This window comes from Paraburkholderia sp. A3BS-1L (genome assembly GCF_051125215.1).
Lineage (GTDB): Bacteria > Pseudomonadota > Gammaproteobacteria > Burkholderiales > Burkholderiaceae > Paraburkholderia.
In genome coordinates, this window is the sequence record NZ_CP120444.1 from 1,141,308 (window position 1) to 1,159,063 (window position 17,756).

A 17,756-nucleotide genomic window follows, 5' to 3' on the forward strand; every position below is an offset into this window, starting at 1 on the left:
GCAAGCGCCGGGGAAAAGGGGACTTGGACAGTGAACCGTATCACGATACTTGACGGCGGTATGGGGCGCGAACTCGCCCGGATGGGCGCGCCATTCAGGCAGCCGGAATGGTCGGCGCTCGCATTGATGGAAGCGCCGCACTACGTTGGGCTTGCCCATGACGCATTTATTGCGGCGGGCGCCGACGTCATCACCGCGAACAGCTATGCGATCGTCCCGTTTCATATTGGGGCAGACCGGTTTCGCCGCGATGGCGCCACGCTCGCGGCGCTCGCCGGGCGACTCGCACGACAGTCTGCCGGGCGAGCCTCTCGGCCCGTGCGCGTAGCCGGGTCGCTACCGCCGACCGGCGGCTCATACAGGCCGGACCTGTTCGACGCTCGACGTGCCGATACGATCCTCGCGACACTGGTTCGCGGACTCGAACCCTACGTCGACCTGTGGCTTGCTGAGACCCAAAGCCTGACCAGCGAGATTGGTGCGGTGCGGCGTGCGCTCGGCGAGCATTCGAAGCCGCTGTGGGTGTCGTTCACGTTGCGTGATCAAATCGATGAAAGCGCGCAGCCTGTGCTGCGGTCCGGACAAACGTTAGACGAGGCAGTCGATGCGGCGTTGTCGGCGCGGGCGGCCGCAGTGCTGTTCAACTGCAGCCAACCCGAAGTGATGGGGGCAGCCGTGGCCGCTGTCCATTCGTTACTCGAACGCGCGGGCGCGTGTTTGCCGATCGGCATCTACGCCAACGCGTTTCCGCCGCAGCGCGACGATGCACAGGCCAACGCTGAGCTTGACGAATTGCGTGGCGATCTCGACCCTCCCGGCTATCTGAAATGGGCGGAGCAGTGGATTGCGCTCGGCGCGCAGATCGTTGGCGGATGTTGCGGGATCGGGCCCGGCCACATCATGGCGCTGCGTGATGCGGTAGAGGCGCGCAAAGCCGGGGACATCGGGGCGGGCAATGAAAATTGACGGCATCGACCAGAAGATCATCGATGCGTTGTGCGCAGATGCCCGGATTCCACTCGCTGTACTCGCCGACCGAATAGGCCTGTCGAGACAGGCTGTTCGACACCGCGTTGACCGGTTGGAGGCTTTGAAAATTATCGCGGGATATACGGTGCGGCTCGCGTTGCCGGATGACGTGGCGCCGGTACGCGCCGTGATGCTCGTCTATCGAAAAGACCGGATGCGCGGCGCGAATGTGCTCGCGGCGCTCGAGCGAATCTCCGAGGTGCGAGATTGCGCGGTACTCAGCGGGGAGGTCGATTTGCTCGTGCAAATCGAGGCCACCAGCCACGACCGCGTCACCGAAATCTGGGCGACGATTAGCGCCATGGACGGCGTGCAGAACATGACGACCTGTTTCGTGCTCGATTCGGTGATACACAAGCGCTAGCCACCGTGCTTCAATCGACCGGCGGCATTTCAGCAACGCTTTCAGCCGCTCACCGCGCCCAGCACGTTCATGATTTCCTCGGCGAGCAGCAAGCTTGCGAGGCCGCGCCCGTGCTTTTCGCGGCGCACGAGCGAGAGCACGTTGCGGCTGAAGGCGCGGTCGCGAATCTGCCGGTACGTGAGCACGTCCTGGCGGTATTCGTCGGCAATGTCGAACTTGCTGAGAAAGGCAATGCCCTCGCTCGCGGCGGCGAAGCGCTTCATGGTCTCGATCGAATTGGTGCGGAAGGCCGGCTCGACGCTGAGCCCCGCTTCCAAGAACGTATCGGCCACGATGCCGTGCATCTGCATCGAGCGGTCGGCGAATTTCAGCGGATACGAAGTGCAGTAAGCCAGCGGAATGGACTCCATGCTGCTCGTGTCCATTTCCCAGAGGCTTTCGAGTTGCGCCGATGGCGGCAGGTTGAAGCCGAGCCCGAGATCGGCCTCGCCGCTTGGGATGGGACTTCGTTCTGGGGCTTTCGCGGCCAGGAGGACCTGGGCGGCGGCTACAAGGCCATGTTCGTCATCGAGGGCTTCTTCCGTCCGCAAACGGGCCAGTCGGGCTCGTTCAATGGCGACCCTATGTTCTCCCGCAACGCGTACGTGGGCATTGGGTCGCCTTACGGCGCGTTGACGCTCGGGCGGCAAGGCAGCTTGCTGTATTTGCAGTCCGCGCAATTCAATCCGTTCTATGCCTCGTTTATCTTTTCACCCACCGTCAATCAGCTTTATTCCGCTTTGGGCACTTACCCGGGTTATCGCATCAATCAGGGCATTCCGGGCGGCACGTCATGGAGCAATGCGATTCAGTATGCAACGCCGGACTTCAGCGGCTTGAGCACGCATGCGATGTACGCGCTCGGCAATCAGGCCGGAGACGACGCAGCCAAGACAAACCGCAACGCTGAGCTTTGATTACCCGTTCTCCAAGCGGACCGATGTTTACCGTCGGCTATCTGTACGACCATGTTTCGAAGCTGTCGAGCGGGTATACCGCGGGCGCCGGCATTCGCACACGGTTCTGATCAGCGCGTCGAACTCATCGGCTCGGCATGAGTTGATGACAAAGATGCATTAATTAGTTCGGAAATGTCGTTTGGCGTTCTGTCTCGTTAATCAATACACTTTGCCGGCGTCGAGATGTGTGGCACCCACAGCCGGCGTTTTCCCGGCTGCGGGTGTTCCGTGCGCGGCCGGCACCACGATGATGGCGACAGGCAAGTCGGCCGGTTCAGTGCGTCCATGTCGCGAGAAAGTGGCAGCAGAACCAGACCTGCGTTGTCGTCAGAGACAAAAAAGGAGACAGCGCCCGTCATGCGTTCACAACCCGACAAACCTTCCTCGAGTCCATCCGGTTCACGATCAAAGCAACCCGTGCTTCATCGCGGGCTGCAAGCACGCCATTTGCGCATGATCGCAATTGGCGGGTCCATCGGCACGGGCCTGTTTGTTGCCACGGGCGCATCCATTTCGCAGGCGGGTCCCGGGGGCGCGATGCTCGCGTACATGGTGATCGGCTTGATGGTTTATTTCCTGATGACGAGCCTGGGCGAGATGGCTGCCTTCATGCCCGTGTCGGGATCGTTCGCGGCGTACGGCGCGAAATTCGTCGACGAAGGCTTCGGCTTCGCGATCGGCTGGAACTATTGGTATAGCTGGGCGGTGACGATTGCCGTCGAGCTGGTGGCCGCGCAGCTCGTGATGCACTACTGGTTTCCCAAGGTGCCGGGCGTCTGGTGGAGCGCGCTATTTCTCACGCTGATCTTCGCGCTCAACGCGTTGTCGGTGCGTGGTTTCGGCGAGGCCGAATACTGGTTCGCGTTGATCAAGGTCGTGACGGTGATTGGCTTCATCGCCGTGGGCGTCCTGATGATCTTCGGCATCATGAAGGGCGGCCCCACCAACGGCTTCGAAAACTTCTCGATCAAGGACGCTCCGTTCGTCGGCGGCTGGGTTTCGATGCTCGGCGTAGCGATGATCGCGGGATTCTCGTTCCAGGGCACCGAAATGATCGGCGTGGCGGCGGGCGAGGCGGAAAATCCGGGCGAGACGATTCCGCGCGCGGTGAAACAGATCTTCTGGCGCATTCTGCTTTTCTACGTGCTGGCGATTTTCGTGATTGGCATGATCATTCCCTATACCGATCCGAGCCTCCTGAAAAGCGATGTGACCGATATCGGCGTGAGTCCGTTTACGCTGGTGTTCCGTCACGCGGGCCTTGCGTTCGCGGCGGGCGTGATGAATGCGGTCATCCTGACCGCGGTGCTCTCGGCGGGCAATTCCGGCATGTATGCGTCAACCCGGATGCTCTACAATCTTGCGGTCGAAGGCCGTGCACCCAAGCTGTTTGCAAAGGTCTCGAAGGGCGGGGTGCCGCTCAATGCGCTGTATGCGACGACGGCCGTGGGCGCGCTCTGCTTTCTCACGTCGCTCTACGGCGACCAGACCATGTATCTGTGGCTGCTGAATCTGTCCGGCATGGCGGGCTTCATCACGTGGCTCGGCATCGCGATCAGCCACTACCGGTTTCGCAAGGGCTTCCTGAAGCAGGGCTACCGCCTCGAGCAGCTGCCTTACCGGGCCAAGCTCTTTCCATTCGGCCCGATCCTTGCCGCCGTGCTGTGCTCGGTCGTGACGGTCGGTCAGGACTATCAGGCGTTGCTTGCCGACAAGGTCGACTGGGCCGGGGTGGCAGCAACCTATATCGGCTTGCCGCTCTTCTTCGCGATATGGTTCGGCTACTCGATCGTGCGCAAATGCCGCCTTGTCCGCTACGAAGACATGGATATCGCACCGTGGGTCGAGCGCTACGCGAAGAGTCAACTTGAAAACGCGTCGCGCGAGCGCCATTCGGGTTACGAGCGTGTCCACGCGAGGGTCGCGCCGGACGCGTGATCTGGCGCCGCTGCGCCGGCGCGTTGCTATACCGATGCGAGGCCGTGCTGCGTTGTGGCGCGGCCTCGCATCCGCTTTTCCGTTATTTCGAAGTCCAATCGCATGCAAAACTTCTACGAATCCACTGTCACTCGCGAGCCTTACCCGCAACTGAGCGGCAAGCTCGATGCACAGGTCTGCATCATCGGCGGCGGTCTCGCGGGCCTGAACACGGCGCTCGGGCTCGTCGAGCGCGGTGTGCGCGACATCGTCGTGCTCGATGGCGAGCGTGTCGGTTTTGGCGCGTCGGGCCGCAACGGCGGCTTCGTGTTCGGCGGCTACAGTCTCGACAATGGCGACCTGCTCGGCACGCTGGGCCCGGGCAAGGCGCGCCATCTGTACGGCCTCACGATCGACGCCGTGGACCTGATTCGTGCGCGCATCGCGCGTTACGGCATCGATTGCGATCTCGTGGATCGCGGCGTCATGCTCGCGAACTGGTTCGACGATCAGCCGAAGCTGGACGCATTGCGCTCGCTGATGAAGCGCGATTTCGGCGTCGAATGGGAACCGGTGGCGAAGGATGCATTGCGTGCGCGGCTGAAGACCGAGCGCTATCACGGTGGACTCTTCGAGCCCAACGCTTTTCATTTTCATCCGCTCAAGTATGTGCTCGGCGTCGCGAATGCAGCGGTGCAAGGCGGCGCGCGCATTTTCGAGCAATCGCCGGCACGCTCGATCGAGCGAGTCGGTGCAGGGTTCGTTGTGCGCACACCGAAAGGCACGGTGTCGGCCAAGGACGTGGTTTTCGCGTGCGGTGGCTATGCGCGCGGCGTCGTGCGGCGGATCGAGCGTGCGGTCCTGCCGATCGCGACCTACGTGATCGCCACCGAGCCGCTCGGTGCGCGGCTTCCCGAAGCGATCGACGCGCCCTATGCGGTCTATGACACGCGCTTCGCATTCGACTACTACCGTCCGCTCAAGGACGCCCGAATTTTGTGGGGCGGCCGCATCTCCGTGCTCGATCGCGGTCCGGAGGCCATTGCGCGGCTGCTCAGGCGCGACCTCATACGCGTGTATCCGCAACTGGCGGACGTGAAGGTCGAGTATGCATGGGGCGGGCTGATGAGCTATGCGCGGCACAAGATGCCGCAAATCGGCCGTGACGGCGACGGCGTCTGGCACGCGATCGCCTTCGGCGGGCACGGCATGGCGCCCACCACGGTCGCCGGCGAAACGCTCGCCGATGCGCTGGCGCTGGGCCAGGCGGTGCCGGACGGTTTCGCCGCGTTTGGCCTGACACGCACGTTCGGCCTTGCCGGGCTCGCGGCCGCGCAGCTCACCTACACCGCATTTCAGGCGCGCGACGCGCTCGCCTCATACCGGCGCTGAGCGCGCCAAACGCTCTGTTCCTGCACGAAGCCGTCAGCCGGCTGGGTGCGCTAGCGCTCGATGCCGGCGTATGCCCCGGCCTGTTCCAGCAGCCACGCGCGAAACGCCTCGAGCGGTTTGCCGTGGCTGAGCTCCGTTGGATAGACGAGATAGTAGGCGGCATCCGAACCCGCATTCTGCGCCGCGGGTGATTCGAACGGAATCACGAGGCCCAGGTGCTTGAGCTGCCCTTCCACGAGGAACCGGGGCACGAGTGCGATGCCCAGCCCTGCCGCCGCGCCTGCGGTGAGCATCGTATGCAGTTCATATCGAACGCCCTGCATCGTGGCGTTGTCTTCGACCCCCTGCGAGGCAAACCATTGCGACCACCCGTGAGGCCGGGTGGTCGAGTGGAGCAGCGGGTACGCAAGCAGTTCATGCGCTTTCCTGATCGGCTTCTTCAGCAGGCCCGGCGAGCAGATAGGCACCACTTCTTCGCCGAACAGATAGTCGGACGTCGTGCCGGGCCACGTGGGTTTCCCATAGTGAATCGCGGCTTCGAAATGCGATTCGTCGAACGAAAACGTGTCTGTTCGCACGCCCATGTTGATCCGCACGTCGGGCGTGCGGTCGTTGAAGTCTTTCATGCGCGGAATTAACCACTCTGAAGCGAAGGTCGGCAAAACCGCGAGTTCGAGGTAACCGCCGCCGCTGCCGTGCACGATGATCGAGAGGGTGTCCTTGTCGAGATTTTCCAGCGAGCGGCGCACCTGCATGCCGTAGAGCTTGCCCGCGCGGGTCAGGACCACGCGCTGCTTGGCGCGCACGAACAGGCGCACGCCGAGGCCCGATTCGAGCGTGGCGATTTGCCGGGACACGGCGCTTTCCGTGAGAAAGAGCTCCTTGGCGGCCTGAGTGAAACTTTCATGCCGCGCGGCCGCCTCGAAGGCGATCAGCGCGCTCATGTTGGGGATCCGGAATTTACGCATGTTAGTTCCAAAAACTCATCGACTGCTAATTTTATGTCACTTTACGGCGGGCGCGGCGTTTTGAATAATTTATAGATGCACTGCGAGGCGTACTGCGGGGAATGAATAAATCCCACGCCCGATTTTCTGTGATCTGGGAGATGGCAATGAGAAATTCGAATGTTGAAAGGCTGCTGCACAATTTGCTCGGCGCGGAAAAGACCGGGCGTCTCTTCGCAACGCTGAACATCCCTGCACTGCTGCAGGAATGGGAAGACGGCATCGTCACGCGTGCCGAACTGGCGCAAGCGATGAATATGGCGCTGTTCGAGGATTTGCTCGAGCGATCACCCAACGGCCGCAATTACACCAACGACGCGATTGCTCAGGGTGGTTCGGTGTATTTCGACCATGGCGCGCTGCGCACGGTGCGCTGGGCGCAGAGCGGCGCGCTGCCGCCCGGCGAGGCCGCATTCACGCGCATCCTGCTGCCGCTCGGCTTCAAGCTCAATGGCCGCTACCCGCTGGACAAGCTCGGCATGACGGGGCGCGCCTATGTTCACGAGGACGCGCCCGACGAGATCGCACAGTTCTTCGTCAGCGAACTGCATCCGGAGCGCTTCTCGCCGGAATTTCAGCAGGCCGTGTCCAACGTGCTGAGCTCGTCGCGCGATCCGCTCACGCCGCTCGCGTGCTCGCAGCTTTTCGAGCTCGCGCGCGACGGCCATTTGCCGCTCGAAACAGCGCAGGAACTGCTGCCCGTGATCGTCGGCGCATTTGCGCGTCAGCACGATGCGCCGAGCGTCGACGACTACGAAACCCTGTTGCGCGAATCGGCCGAAATGGCGTGGATCTCGACGGAGGGCAATGCGTTCAACCATGCGACCGATCGTGTTGCCGATGTGTTCAAGCTTTCCGACGACGAGAAGGCGAAGGGCCGGCCGATGAAGCCCGATGTCGAGCGCTCGCGCTCGGGCCGCGTGTTCCAGACGGCGTATCGCGCCGATATCGTCCTGCGCGATCTACGCCAGAGCGATGGCGGCACAGTGAAGCGCGAGGTGCCGGGCTCGTTCTATGAGTTCATCACGCGCAAGCGCACCTTTAATCAGGCCACGCGCCAGTGGGAGACCGATCTGCGCTTCGACGCCGGCAATGCCACCGGCATCTTCAAGATGACCGCCAACACCGCGAACACCGCCAACACCGGGACGTAAATTGAAAGCCGCCACTCCGTTTCTGGCCAGCGAAGACATGCTGCAAGGCGTTCAAGCCGATCTGCGCCGCTCGCTGCGCGGCGAGGTCCGCTTCGACGCCGGGTCGAAGGCGCTCTACGCTTCGGATGCTTCGAACTATCGGCAAATTCCGCTCGGCGTGGTTGTTCCCGCCGACGTGGAAGACCTTGTCGCCGCAGTGGCGGTTTGCAAGCGCCATGACGTTCCGTTCCTGACGCGTGGCGGCGGCACGTCGCAAAACGGCCAGTGCGTGAACGTGGCGGTGGTGGCGGACGCCAGCAAATACGTCAACCGGGTCGTTGCCGTGGATCCGGTCGCCAGAACGGCGATCGTGGAGCCCGGCGTGATCTGCGACTCGCTTCGCGATGCTGCCGAGGAGCACGGCTTGACGTTCGCGCCGGACCCGGCGACGCATAGCCGCTGCACGCTCGGCGGCATGATTGCGAATAACTCATGCGGCGCGCATTCGGTCATGGCGGGCAAGACGGCGGAGAACGTGGAGGCCCTGGAGGTCCTGACGTACGACGGCGCGCGCTTCTGGGTCGGGCCGACGAGCGAAAGCGAACTGAACGCGATCATCGCCGGGGGCGGCCGTCGCGGCGAAATCTATCGGCGCCTGCGCGCATTGCGCGACCGCTACGCAAACTATATTCGCAACGAGTTCCCGCAAATCAAGCGCCGCGTGTCGGGCTTCAATCTGGACCAGTTGCTGCCTGAGAACGGCTTCAACGTTGCGCGTGCGCTCGTGGGAACCGAAGGCACGTGCGCGATCACGCTGCAAGCGAAGGTTCGGCTCGTGCATAGCCCCGCATGCCGCGTGCTGCTGTTGCTCGGCTTCAAGGACATCTATGTCGCGGCCGACGCCGTGCCGCACTTCACGCGCTTCAATCCGATCGCCATCGAAGGGCTCGATCGCGGCATCGTGCGCGGCCTGCAGGCGCGCGGCCTCAAGAGCGAGGAAATTGCGCTGCTGCCGCCCGGCGACGCGTGGGTCGTGCTCGAGTTCGGAGCCGACTCGATGGAGGACGCGACGCGTCAGGCAAAAGCCGCGGAGCGCTATTTCCTGGCGGGCGAGGCGGGCCCGGACGTGAGTGGCTATGTCGTTGCGGAGAAGGCGCAGCAGCAGAGGATCTGGTCGATTCGCGAAACGGGTGCTTCTGCCGTTTCGCTCTCGATCGATCCCAGCAAGCCCGATCCGATGGTGGGCTGGGAAGATGCCGCCGTCGATCCGGAGCGGCTTGGCGACTACCTGCGCAACTTCCAGGCGCTGGTGGATCGCTACGGCTATGAAACCTGCCTGTACGGCCATTTCGGCGACGGCTGCGTGCACGCGCGCATCACCTTCGATATCCGCACGGCCGAAGGCGTCGTCAAATGGAGAGGATTCCTTCGCGAAGCCGCGCAGCTGGTCGTGGATTTCGGCGGCTCGCTCTCGGGCGAACATGGCGACGGCCAGGCCAAGGCAGAGTTCCTGCCGATCATGTATGGTCCCGAGATCATGCAGGCAATGGAGGAGTTCAAGGCGATCTGGGACCCGGCGAATCGCCTGAACCCCGGCAAGGTCGTCAACGCCTATCGTGCCGACGAGAACCTGCGCATGGGGCCGTCGTACAAGCCCGTCACGCTGACGACGAAGCTGACCTTCGAAAGCCCGGAAGGCGACGGCATGCAGCGTGCGGTCGAGCGTTGCATCGGCATGGGCAAGTGCCGCTCGCTCGATGGCGGCACCATGTGCCCGAGCTTTCGCGCCACCCGGGAAGAGCGCTTCTCGACACGCGGCCGCGCGCATCTCTTCTGGGAAATGCTCCAGGGAGAGGTGATTACGGACGGCTGGAACAGCAAGGAAGTCAAAGGGGCGCTCGACGCATGCCTCGCTTGCAAGGGGTGCAAGTCCGATTGCCCCACGCATACCGACATGGCTTCGTACAAGGCGGAGTTCCTGTCGCACTACTATGAAAATAATCGTCGGCCGAGGCAAGCGATGTTCATGGGGCGCATCGGACAATGGGCGCCCTGGGCGAGCCGTCTCCCGCGCCTTGCAAACTTCGCGATGTCTGCGCCGCCGCTGGCCCGCCTCGGCAAATGGATCGCGGGCGTGGCAGCGGAGCGCGAGCTTCCCGCTTTCGCGCCGAAGTCGTTCAGGGCGCTGAGCGACAGGAAGCGCACGGCATCCGGCGCCGGTTCGAATGGGGCTCGCCAGAAGGTGATCCTTTGGGTCGACACCTTCAACGATCATTTCTCGCCGCAGGTCGCGATGGCTGCGATGGAGGTGCTCGAGCGCGTCGGCTATGAGGTCGTGCTGCCCCGCAAGCGGCTTTGCTGTGGCCGGCCGCTCTACGATTACGGCCTGCTGGATGAGGCGCGCGCGCTGCTGACCGGCATTGTCGAAGAGCTCGCAGACGAAATCCGCAGCGGTGTGCCCGTGATCGGGCTCGAACCGGGTTGCCTGTCGGTGTTCAAGGACGAGTTGCTGAGGCAGCTCCCGACCAACGAGATTGCGCGGCGGCTCTCGGAGCAAAGCTTCCTGTTCTCCGATTTCGTCGCAAAGGCGCCATTCGAATGGCCGTCGCTCGACGCCGATGTGATGGTGCATGGGCATTGTCATCAAAAGTCGCTGTTCGGCATGAAGGGCGAAACCGCCTTGTTGAACAAACTGGGGGTGCGCTGGACGCTTCTCGACACCGGCTGTTGCGGCATGGCCGGCTCGTTCGGCTTCAACGCCGACCACTACGAGCTGTCGATGAGGATCGGCGAGGACAAGCTCTTGCCGCTCGTGCGGCAGGCGCCACGCGAGACCCTGGTCGTGACGAATGGCTTCAGTTGCCGCGAGCAGATCGCGCAAGGCGCTGGGCGGCACACGCTGCATATCGCAGAGCTGGCGTTGCGATCGCTCGCTGGCGCGCAGCAGGGGCTGCACGCGCGCGTGCCCGAGCACGCACCTGGGCACGCACCCGAACGCGTCGAGGCAACGGCTTGAAGCGATTTGAGCGTTATCGAATTTTCCGGGCATCCGGTCCCGTCGTCGATTTTCCGAATTGGAATTATCTAGAGGTCTTAGCATGAAAGCATCGAATCTTCTCAAGGATCTGGGCATTGCACATCTGGTGGAGACGGGCGATATCGCCGTTCACTCGCCGATCGACGGGGCATTGATCGGTCGCGTTCCGAGCGAGCCGCTCGCCAACGTGGATGCCTTGCTCGACAAGGCACAGGCCGCGTTCAAAACGTGGCGCAACGTACCGGCGCCGCGCCGCGGCGAACTCGTGCGCATTCTCGGCAACAAGCTGCGCGAGAAGAAACAGGCGCTCGGCGGCATGATCACGCTCGAAACCGGGAAGATTCTTCAGGAAGGCCTGGGCGAAGTCCAGGAAATGATCGACATCTGCGATTTCGCGGTGGGTCTCTCGCGGCAGCTTTACGGCCTGACCATCGCTTCGGAGCGTCCCGGCCATCGCATGGCGGAAACGTGGCATCCGATGGGTGTTTGCACGGTTATCTCCGCATTCAATTTCCCGGCGGCCGTGTGGTCGTGGAATGCCGCACTCGCGCTCATTTGCGGCAATGCGGTGATCTGGAAGCCTTCCGAAAAGACGCCGCTCACCGCGCTCGCGGTCGAGCGCATTCTCCAGGAAGCCCTCGAAGAGTTCGGCGACGCGCCCGAGGGGTTGACGATTCTGATCAACGGTCGACGCGAAGTTGGTGAAAAGCTCGTGGCCGATCCGCGCTCGAACATCGTCAGCGCGACCGGCAGCACCGAAATGGGCCGTGCCGTCGGCATCGAAGTGGCGCGCCGCTTCGGCCGCTCGATTCTCGAACTCGGCGGCAACAACGCCGGTATCGTTTCGAATACGGCGAACCTCGAACTGGCGCTACGCGGCATTCTCTTCTCGGCGGTCGGTACCGCGGGCCAGCGCTGCACGACGCTGCGCCGGCTGTTCGTGCATGAGAGCGTCTACGACAAGACGGTTGAGCGCCTCAAGACGCTTTACGGCAAGGTGGCCATTGGCAATCCGCTGGAGCAGGGCACGCTGATGGGCCCGCTCATCGACGAGCAGTCGTTCGGCCGCATGCAGGCGGCGCTCGCGCAGGCCAGGGCCGAAGGCGGCAAGGTGCACGGCGGCGAGCGCCACGTCGTGAGCGGCAACGAGGAGGGCTTCTACGTGCATCCCGCGATTGTCGAGATGCCGTCGCAAACGGAGATCGTGCTGACGGAAACTTTTGCGCCGATCCTCTACGTGCTCAAGTACAGCGATTTCGACGCGGCCATCGAGGCCAACAACGCTGCGCATCATGGTCTCTCGTCGTGCGTGTTTACGATGGACATGCGCGAAAGCGAGCGTTTCCTCTCGGCCAGCGGCAGCGATTGCGGTATTGCGAACGTGAACATCGGGCCGAGTGGCGCCGAGATCGGCAGTGCATTCGGCGGCGAAAAGGAAACGGGCGGCGGGCGCGAATCGGGCTCCGATGCGTGGAAGGGCTACATGCGCCGAGCGACCAATACCGTGAACTATTCGTCGGCGTTGCCGCTCGCGCAAGGCATCGATTTCAACATCGACTGAAACCGCTTTTAACCGGTGGTTACGCCGTCTGGCTGTTTTCGCCGGACGACGGAGTGCCGCCGCTCCCATTCATTCACCGCTTCTTCACCTTTCCCGAACGACGCCATGTACGAGTTCACTTCTCCGTTCCAGCAGCCCTCCGGCTCGCCGATTCGCGAGCTCTTCAAATACCTCGGGGAGCCCGGCATGATTTCGTTCGCGGGCGGCTACCCGGCCAGCGATTTGTTCGATGTGGAAGGCTTGCGGCTCGCGGCGCAGCGCGCTTACGACCCGGCGGTTCAGTGCCTCCAATACGGGCCTACCGACGGGCTGCCGGCGCTCAAGCGTGAAATCGTGGCGCTGATGGGCCGGCGCGGCGCAGTATGCGAAGCCGACGAAGTGATGGCGACCACCGGCTCGCAACAGGGGCTCGATTTGCTGCTGCGCGTGCTGGTCGAACCCGGCGACGTGGTGCTCACCGAAGAGCCTGCGTATCCCGCGACCTTGCAGGCGTTCCGGTTGCAGCGCGCGAAGATCGTGACGGTTCCGATCGATGCGCAGGGGATACAGGTGGAGAAGCTCGCGGCGCTGCTGGAGTCGGGCGCGTGCGGCAAACCGAAGCTGCTGTACACGGTGCCGACCTTTGCGAACCCCACCGGCGCGACACTGTCGGCCGAACGGCGGCGCGCGTTGCTCGCGCTGGCAGTCAAGTACCGCTTCGTGGTGGTCGAGGACGATCCCTATGGCGATCTGCGCTTTGCTGGCGCGCCGCTGCGTTCGCTGCTCGCCGAAGCGGAGCACATCGACGGCGCGCGCGACTGGGTCGTGCATTTCGCGAGCCTCTCCAAGATCGTCGCGCCGGGGTTGCGCGTGGGCTGGATGGTGGGCCCGCGAGAAATCGTGAGGCGTTGCATGATTGCCAAACAGACGGTCGATCTTTGCAGCTCACCCTGGACTCAGGCGGTGGCGGCCGAATACCTCGCGGCCGGCGCGCTCGAACCTCATCTGCCGAAAATAACGGCGGCATACGGCGTGAAATGCCACGAGTTGTGCGCGGCGCTGCGCGAGGAACTCGGCGACGCCATCGAGTTTCAACAACCCGAGGGCGGCATGTTCGTGTGGGCCCGCTTGCCGGGCATTGACGCATCGGACCTGCTGGAGCAGGCGATTGCGCAGAAGGTTATTTTCGTACCCGGCAAGGCCTTCTTTGCCGATGCGGCGGATCGCGCCTCGTTGCGGCTTTCGTTTGCCGCGCCAGGCATGGAGGCGATCAGGGAAGGCGCGCGTCGAATGAAGCGGGCTCATGACGCGGTGCAGAGAGCAAGAAGGCCGTCATAGTGGGTTCTAGCGCATTCGCATAATGTCGTTAGCAGACAGCTTGGTGTCGCACGGCGATAAGGTGTTGTCATATTTCCGTCATATTTTCGTGTGCACGCGCACTCGTCCAGCGCGGAGCCGTCATACTCACGGAGAGAGACTATGCAACGCCGCAAGTTTCTGAACACCATTGCCGTCGCCACCGCGGCCGGTGCGCTTGGCACCCGGGCAGGCGCGGCTGAAGCCGGGAAGCCGACGGCCGACGCGCTAGATCCGGCCCGCTGGTCGCCGCTGAACGCGGCGCGCCTGCAGTCGGTGCTCGACCAGCACGGCGTGAGAAGCAGGCAATACAACCCGAATCGTCGTCCATACGCGGTGTTCGATTGGGACAATACGTGCATCATGAACGACTGCGAAGAAGCGTTGCTGATGTACCAGATCAATCATCTGCAGTACAAATTGACGCCGGATGAATTCGTCCAGGTGATGTGGAAGGACGTGCCGAAGGGTCCGTTCATGAAGGACTATACGACGGTGGACGGCAAGCCGGTGACGATGGAGGACCTCGCCGCCGACGTCGAATCCGATTACCGCTGGCTGCATGCGAACTATAAGGGCCTCGCGGGCGACCAGAGCCTCGAAGCGATCCAGGAAACCGATCAGTTCAAGGATTTCCGCGCGAAGCTGTACTTCATGTACGACGCGATCTGCGATACGCATCCGCTCGAAGTCGGCTACAAGTGGATCATCTACTTCTACAGGAACATGACGCCTGCCGAGGTGCAGGCGATGGCGGCCGCGTCGAACGATCACGGGATCGGCGACGCGCTGCGCAAGGTTGCGTATGAAAGCCCGAAGACGCTGCCAGGCAAGGCCGGTGTCGTGTCGGACAAGCATTTTCACGGCCTGCGCATTCATGAGGAAATTCGTGCGGTGATGCATACGCTGCGCGCGAACGGAATAGAGGTGTATGTGAGCACCGCTTCGCTCGACGACATCGTGCGCGTATTCGCCGGTCATCCGAACTACGGTTACGGCGTGCCGCCGGAGAATGTGATCGGCATGCGTCTGGAGATGCAGGACGGCAAATACACGAGCGATTACAAGCGCGGCTGGTACTTCAACTACGGTCCGGGAAAAACCGCGGGCATTCGCGGCGAACTGCAGTCGAAGAAGGGCTATGGCCCGCTGCTCGTATTCGGCGACAGCGACGGCGACGCGTGGATGCTGCGCGACTTCAAGGACACCGCGGTCGGCGTGATCGTGAACCGGATGAAGAAGGGCGAGATTGGCGCGGACAGCAAGCTCGCGGCCGAGCAGATCGGCAACCCCGACGCGCGCTTCATTTTGCAGGGCCGCGACGAGCGCACCGGGCTGATGATTCCGGATGAGAAGTCGGTGAAGTACGGGAAGACGGAACGGAAGCTGCTGGCGTGATGCATGGCAGTCTGCCCCGGTTATGAAGAGGGGCAGACTGCCGCGATACGGCGTTCGAGGTCGACTACGCGCTCAATCAGATCGAGGCGATTACGCGCGCGCGGTTGAATCAGCGGGGGGGCTTGAGCGTCCGTGAGCAAGCGTGATCGGCGGGGCGCCTCGGACGGCCGCGTCGATGCGCGGGCCGTCGACATCGGATTCATCGCGTCGTCTGGCCGAACAGGCGTGGATCCAGCGTAAAGGGTTCGGTGCTGATGACCTTGACGCTTTCCATTTCCGGATGCATCGGGTTCAGCAGCAGATTGAAATCGCTTGGACAAACGACCGACGGCACTCGCATCCCCAGTTGCTCGCCCGCTTCGAGCCATTGCCGGCCCAGCGCTCTTGTTTGCGCGGGTTCGTGCGTCAGGTCCGCCCAGCCTTCCGGCAGCCGGGGCACGAACGCGTTGGCGTAGACCGGGTCCGGCACCTCCAGCGTCACCAGGAAATAGCCGCTGGCCGGCAACAAGCCCGCCATGTGCACCAGCGCCTCGAGCAGTGCGGTCGAGGCATGGCAGCAGGTATAGAGCACCCGCATGCCTCGCGGGTTCCAGCGGCCGCCGGCGAGCGCCGCGCCATTGCCGCTCAGGTCGTCGGCACGGTAATAGCCGCGCCTTTCTTTCGCGAGGCGGTAAAGCCTCATGCAGACACGCCGTGGATGACGCGCAGCAGAATTTCGCGCACGCGGTCGTAGCCGGGCTGCGAGTCGAGCACTTCGAGCGGGCAGAGCCCGCCCAGTTCGGCGTTCGATCGCTGCATCCACTCGGCGGCCAGCGCCGCATCCTCAAACACTTCCATCGCGAGTTGACGCACGTACAGCACGCGTGCGACGCGATCCGACTCGGCGGGCGACAGGCGCTCCTCGCGCGCCATTTTGCGCAGGATTGTCGAACTCGGCAGATTGAGATGCGCGAGCAGCGTCTGGACCGGCACGTGCAGCAGGTTCTTCGCCACGCGCTCGATGATGGCCGCTTCCATCCCTTCGCGGATCTGCCGGCGCTGCTCGAGCGGATCGAATCGGACGAGGAACGTTTCGATATCGTCATGGCGGGCGCCGGCGCGGCCCGAGGCGACCAGCGACTTGCGGGCATGGGTCGCAGCCGGGCGTGCGGCCGGCCGCGTGGCCGCCGGGCGGCCAGAGGGTTGATTCAGGGCCATAAGGTGGTTCTCCCAAATGGGAACGGTATTGCTCCCATTTTAGAATTCTCTTGAACGGAGGTCAAGGAACTCTCATTTGAGAAGCCACTATGCCGGCTGTGAGCGGCGCGGGTGTCCACGGCCTCCCGTGACGCGCCACCGCTGCGTTGCACAAAAATTGACATCGGCGCCGCTACGGGGTTTCCCTTATGCAAAAAAGTATCGGTCTGGCGTCTTATTTTTAGTAGCCGATCGGCATGGGGCCGGGTAATTTTCAGGCATGGCGGTCGCTCGTCGATTTCCTGAGCCACACAACAAAGAACGGATCGCCGCAGGAGGAAGACACATGCTATCCAGGCAGGATGCGATGACACACCGGGATGCGGGCCACGCGCGGATCGACCAGCCCAGGATGGGCCAGCCCGACCTGGAACTGGTCGCGGTTCCGGCCGCCGAGTCGTTCAAGGTTTGGGCGCATGGCTATCCCTGGCGCACGGTGCGCTGGCATTTCCATCCCGAGTACGAGATCCACCTCGTCACGGCTACGACGGGCAAGTACTTCGTCGGCGATCACATCGGCAACTTCGCGCCGGGCAACCTCGTGATGGTCGGACCGAACCTGCCGCATAACTGGGTCAGCAGCGTGCCGCAAGGCGAGTGCGTCGACGAACGTTGCCTCGTCCTGCAGTTCGATACCGCGTTCGTGACGCGCACCTTCGATGCGTTTCCGGAATTCCGGCGCGTGGAGCCGCTGCTCGACGCATCGCGCGGCGGCCTGCTGTTTGCGCCGGAGACCGGGGCCGCCGTCGAGCCGATCCTGCGCGAGATGGTTGGCGCGCAAGGGCTGCGCCGCGTCATGCTGTTCATTGCGCTGTTCGAACAGCTGCTGCGCAGTGCCGAGCCGCAAAAGCTCGCGAGCGCCGCGTATCGCGCCGATCCGGCGCGCTATGCCGGTTCGCGCATCAATCACGTCCTGACGTTCATCGGCAAGAACCTCTCGCAGGAACTGCGCGAGACCGATCTGGCCGCGCTCGCGGGGCAGAGTGTCAGCGCTTTCTCGCGCTATTTCCGCCGGCACACCGGCGTGCCGTTCGTGCAGTACGTGAACCAGTTGCGCATCGATCTCGCGTGCCAGCTGCTGCTGTCCGACGAGTTGAGCATCACCGATATCTGCTATCGGGTCGGCTTCAACAATCTCTCGAATTTCAACCGGCAGTTTTTGCTGATCAAAGGGATGTCGCCGTCGCGCTGGCGCTCGTGGCAGCGCCTGAACGTCGCCAGCGTGGCGAGCGTCGCCAGCGCCGCCTGATGACCGGCTGCATGCGCGCGGCGCCGTGACGGCGCAGGTTTCGTGCAGGTTTGGCGTCTCATTCGCACCGTCCCGCCGGGCCCGCGCGCCCGGCGTGGAA

15 protein-coding genes are annotated in these 17,756 nt (G+C 63.2%); 11 read left to right on the plus strand and 4 right to left on the minus strand.

Features of this window, described 5'->3' with window-relative positions; all coding sequences use genetic code 11:
- Nucleotides 1-30 precede the first annotated feature (30 nt).
- Together P5W99_RS30320 and P5W99_RS30325 are read left to right on the plus strand one after the other, a co-directional pair.
- Complete coding sequence (locus P5W99_RS30320) at nt 31-966, plus strand: homocysteine S-methyltransferase family protein (RefSeq protein WP_421027503.1); 936 nt, start codon at nt 31-33, stop codon at nt 964-966.
- On the plus strand, nt 956-1,393 hold the full coding sequence (locus P5W99_RS30325) for an Lrp/AsnC family transcriptional regulator (protein ID WP_421027504.1): 438 nt from the start codon (nt 956-958) through the stop codon (nt 1,391-1,393). Before P5W99_RS30320 ends, P5W99_RS30325 begins: the two co-directional genes overlap by 11 nt.
- A gap of 41 nt (nt 1,394-1,434) precedes the next feature.
- Here the strand turns inward: P5W99_RS30325 and P5W99_RS30330 are convergent, their stop codons facing one another.
- Nucleotides 1,435-1,803: a LysR substrate-binding domain-containing protein gene (locus P5W99_RS30330; protein ID WP_421027505.1), complete on the minus strand. Its 369-nt coding sequence runs from the start codon at nt 1,801-1,803 to the stop codon at nt 1,435-1,437.
- 33 nt (nt 1,804-1,836) lie between these two features.
- Here P5W99_RS30330 and P5W99_RS30335 point away from each other — a divergent pair, with 33 nt between their 5' ends.
- The 3 genes from P5W99_RS30335 to P5W99_RS30345 all read left to right on the plus strand — a co-directional run bounded on the left by P5W99_RS30335 (nt 1,837) and on the right by P5W99_RS30345 (nt 5,700).
- Nucleotides 1,837-2,349 (plus strand): porin, encoded by a 513-nt coding sequence (locus P5W99_RS30335; RefSeq protein WP_421027506.1) that lies wholly within the window; start codon nt 1,837-1,839, stop codon nt 2,347-2,349.
- 399 nt (nt 2,350-2,748) lie between these two features.
- The gene (locus P5W99_RS30340; protein WP_421027507.1) at nt 2,749-4,329 is read left to right on the plus strand and encodes an amino acid permease; all 1,581 of its coding nucleotides are present in this window, start codon (nt 2,749-2,751) and stop codon (nt 4,327-4,329) included.
- A 102-nt stretch (nt 4,330-4,431) separates the two neighbouring features.
- Complete coding sequence (locus P5W99_RS30345) at nt 4,432-5,700, plus strand: NAD(P)/FAD-dependent oxidoreductase (RefSeq protein ID WP_421027508.1); 1,269 nt, start codon at nt 4,432-4,434, stop codon at nt 5,698-5,700.
- A 50-nt stretch (nt 5,701-5,750) separates the two neighbouring features.
- On the opposite strand, the gene P5W99_RS30350 is transcribed toward P5W99_RS30345, so the two are convergent.
- On the minus strand, nt 5,751-6,668 hold the full coding sequence (locus P5W99_RS30350) for a LysR family transcriptional regulator (RefSeq protein WP_434664800.1): 918 nt from the start codon (nt 6,666-6,668) through the stop codon (nt 5,751-5,753).
- A gap of 146 nt (nt 6,669-6,814) precedes the next feature.
- Between P5W99_RS30350 and P5W99_RS30355 the strand changes: the two genes are divergently transcribed.
- The 5 genes from P5W99_RS30355 (at nt 6,815) to P5W99_RS30375 (ending at nt 15,171) form a co-directional block, all read left to right on the plus strand.
- Nucleotides 6,815-7,861, plus strand: coding sequence for a DUF1338 domain-containing protein (locus P5W99_RS30355; RefSeq protein WP_421027510.1), 1,047 nt, complete (start codon nt 6,815-6,817; stop codon nt 7,859-7,861).
- 37 nt (nt 7,862-7,898) lie between these two features.
- Nucleotides 7,899-10,856: an FAD-binding and (Fe-S)-binding domain-containing protein gene (locus P5W99_RS30360; protein WP_434665389.1), complete on the plus strand. Its 2,958-nt coding sequence runs from the start codon at nt 7,899-7,901 to the stop codon at nt 10,854-10,856.
- Nucleotides 10,857-10,938: 82 nt separating this feature from the next.
- Complete coding sequence (gene amaB / locus P5W99_RS30365; RefSeq protein WP_421027511.1) at nt 10,939-12,438, plus strand: L-piperidine-6-carboxylate dehydrogenase; 1,500 nt, start codon at nt 10,939-10,941, stop codon at nt 12,436-12,438.
- A gap of 105 nt (nt 12,439-12,543) precedes the next feature.
- Entirely contained in the window at nt 12,544-13,755 is a 1,212-nt protein-coding gene (locus tag P5W99_RS30370) for a PLP-dependent aminotransferase family protein (RefSeq protein ID WP_434664801.1), read from the plus strand.
- Between the two features lie 141 nt (nt 13,756-13,896).
- The gene (locus P5W99_RS30375; protein WP_421027513.1) at nt 13,897-15,171 is read left to right on the plus strand and encodes a haloacid dehalogenase-like hydrolase; all 1,275 of its coding nucleotides are present in this window, start codon (nt 13,897-13,899) and stop codon (nt 15,169-15,171) included.
- Nucleotides 15,172-15,370: 199 nt separating this feature from the next.
- Here the strand turns inward: P5W99_RS30375 and P5W99_RS30380 are convergent, their stop codons facing one another.
- Together P5W99_RS30380 and parS are read right to left on the minus strand one after the other, a co-directional pair.
- Complete coding sequence (locus P5W99_RS30380; protein WP_434664803.1) at nt 15,371-15,853, minus strand: RES family NAD+ phosphorylase; 483 nt, start codon at nt 15,851-15,853, stop codon at nt 15,371-15,373.
- Entirely contained in the window at nt 15,850-16,368 is a 519-nt protein-coding gene (gene parS / locus P5W99_RS30385; protein WP_421027515.1) for a type II RES/Xre toxin-antitoxin system antitoxin, read from the minus strand. The genes P5W99_RS30380 and parS overlap by 4 nt, the downstream gene beginning before the upstream one ends.
- A 391-nt stretch (nt 16,369-16,759) precedes the next feature.
- Between parS and P5W99_RS30390 the strand changes: the two genes are divergently transcribed.
- Nucleotides 16,760-17,656, plus strand: coding sequence for an AraC family transcriptional regulator (locus P5W99_RS30390; protein ID WP_421028017.1), 897 nt, complete (start codon nt 16,760-16,762; stop codon nt 17,654-17,656).
- Nucleotides 17,657-17,756 lie beyond the last annotated feature (100 nt).

Bases quoted from the DNA above. Each gene is read 5' to 3' on its own strand.
- P5W99_RS30325 (WP_421027504.1), top strand. From the start codon at position 956: ATGAAAATTGACGGCATCGACCAGAAGATCATCGATGCGTTGTGCGCA.
- P5W99_RS30330 (WP_421027505.1), bottom strand. From the start codon at position 1,803: ATGGAGTCCATTCCGCTGGCTTACTGCACTTCGTATCCGCTGAAATTC.
- P5W99_RS30340 (WP_421027507.1), top strand. From the start codon at position 2,749: ATGCGTTCACAACCCGACAAACCTTCCTCGAGTCCATCCGGTTCACGA.
- P5W99_RS30345 (WP_421027508.1), top strand. From the start codon at position 4,432: ATGCAAAACTTCTACGAATCCACTGTCACTCGCGAGCCTTACCCGCAA.
- P5W99_RS30350 (WP_434664800.1), bottom strand. From the start codon at position 6,668: ATGCGTAAATTCCGGATCCCCAACATGAGCGCGCTGATCGCCTTCGAG.
- P5W99_RS30355 (WP_421027510.1), top strand. From the start codon at position 6,815: ATGAGAAATTCGAATGTTGAAAGGCTGCTGCACAATTTGCTCGGCGCG.
- P5W99_RS30360 (WP_434665389.1), top strand. From the start codon at position 7,899: ATGCTGCAAGGCGTTCAAGCCGATCTGCGCCGCTCGCTGCGCGGCGAG.
- amaB (WP_421027511.1), top strand. From the start codon at position 10,939: ATGAAAGCATCGAATCTTCTCAAGGATCTGGGCATTGCACATCTGGTG.
- P5W99_RS30370 (WP_434664801.1), top strand. From the start codon at position 12,544: ATGTACGAGTTCACTTCTCCGTTCCAGCAGCCCTCCGGCTCGCCGATT.
- P5W99_RS30375 (WP_421027513.1), top strand. From the start codon at position 13,897: ATGCAACGCCGCAAGTTTCTGAACACCATTGCCGTCGCCACCGCGGCC.
- P5W99_RS30380 (WP_434664803.1), bottom strand. From the start codon at position 15,853: ATGAGGCTTTACCGCCTCGCGAAAGAAAGGCGCGGCTATTACCGTGCC.
- parS (WP_421027515.1), bottom strand. From the start codon at position 16,368: ATGGCCCTGAATCAACCCTCTGGCCGCCCGGCGGCCACGCGGCCGGCC.
- P5W99_RS30390 (WP_421028017.1), top strand. From the start codon at position 16,760: ATGGGCCAGCCCGACCTGGAACTGGTCGCGGTTCCGGCCGCCGAGTCG.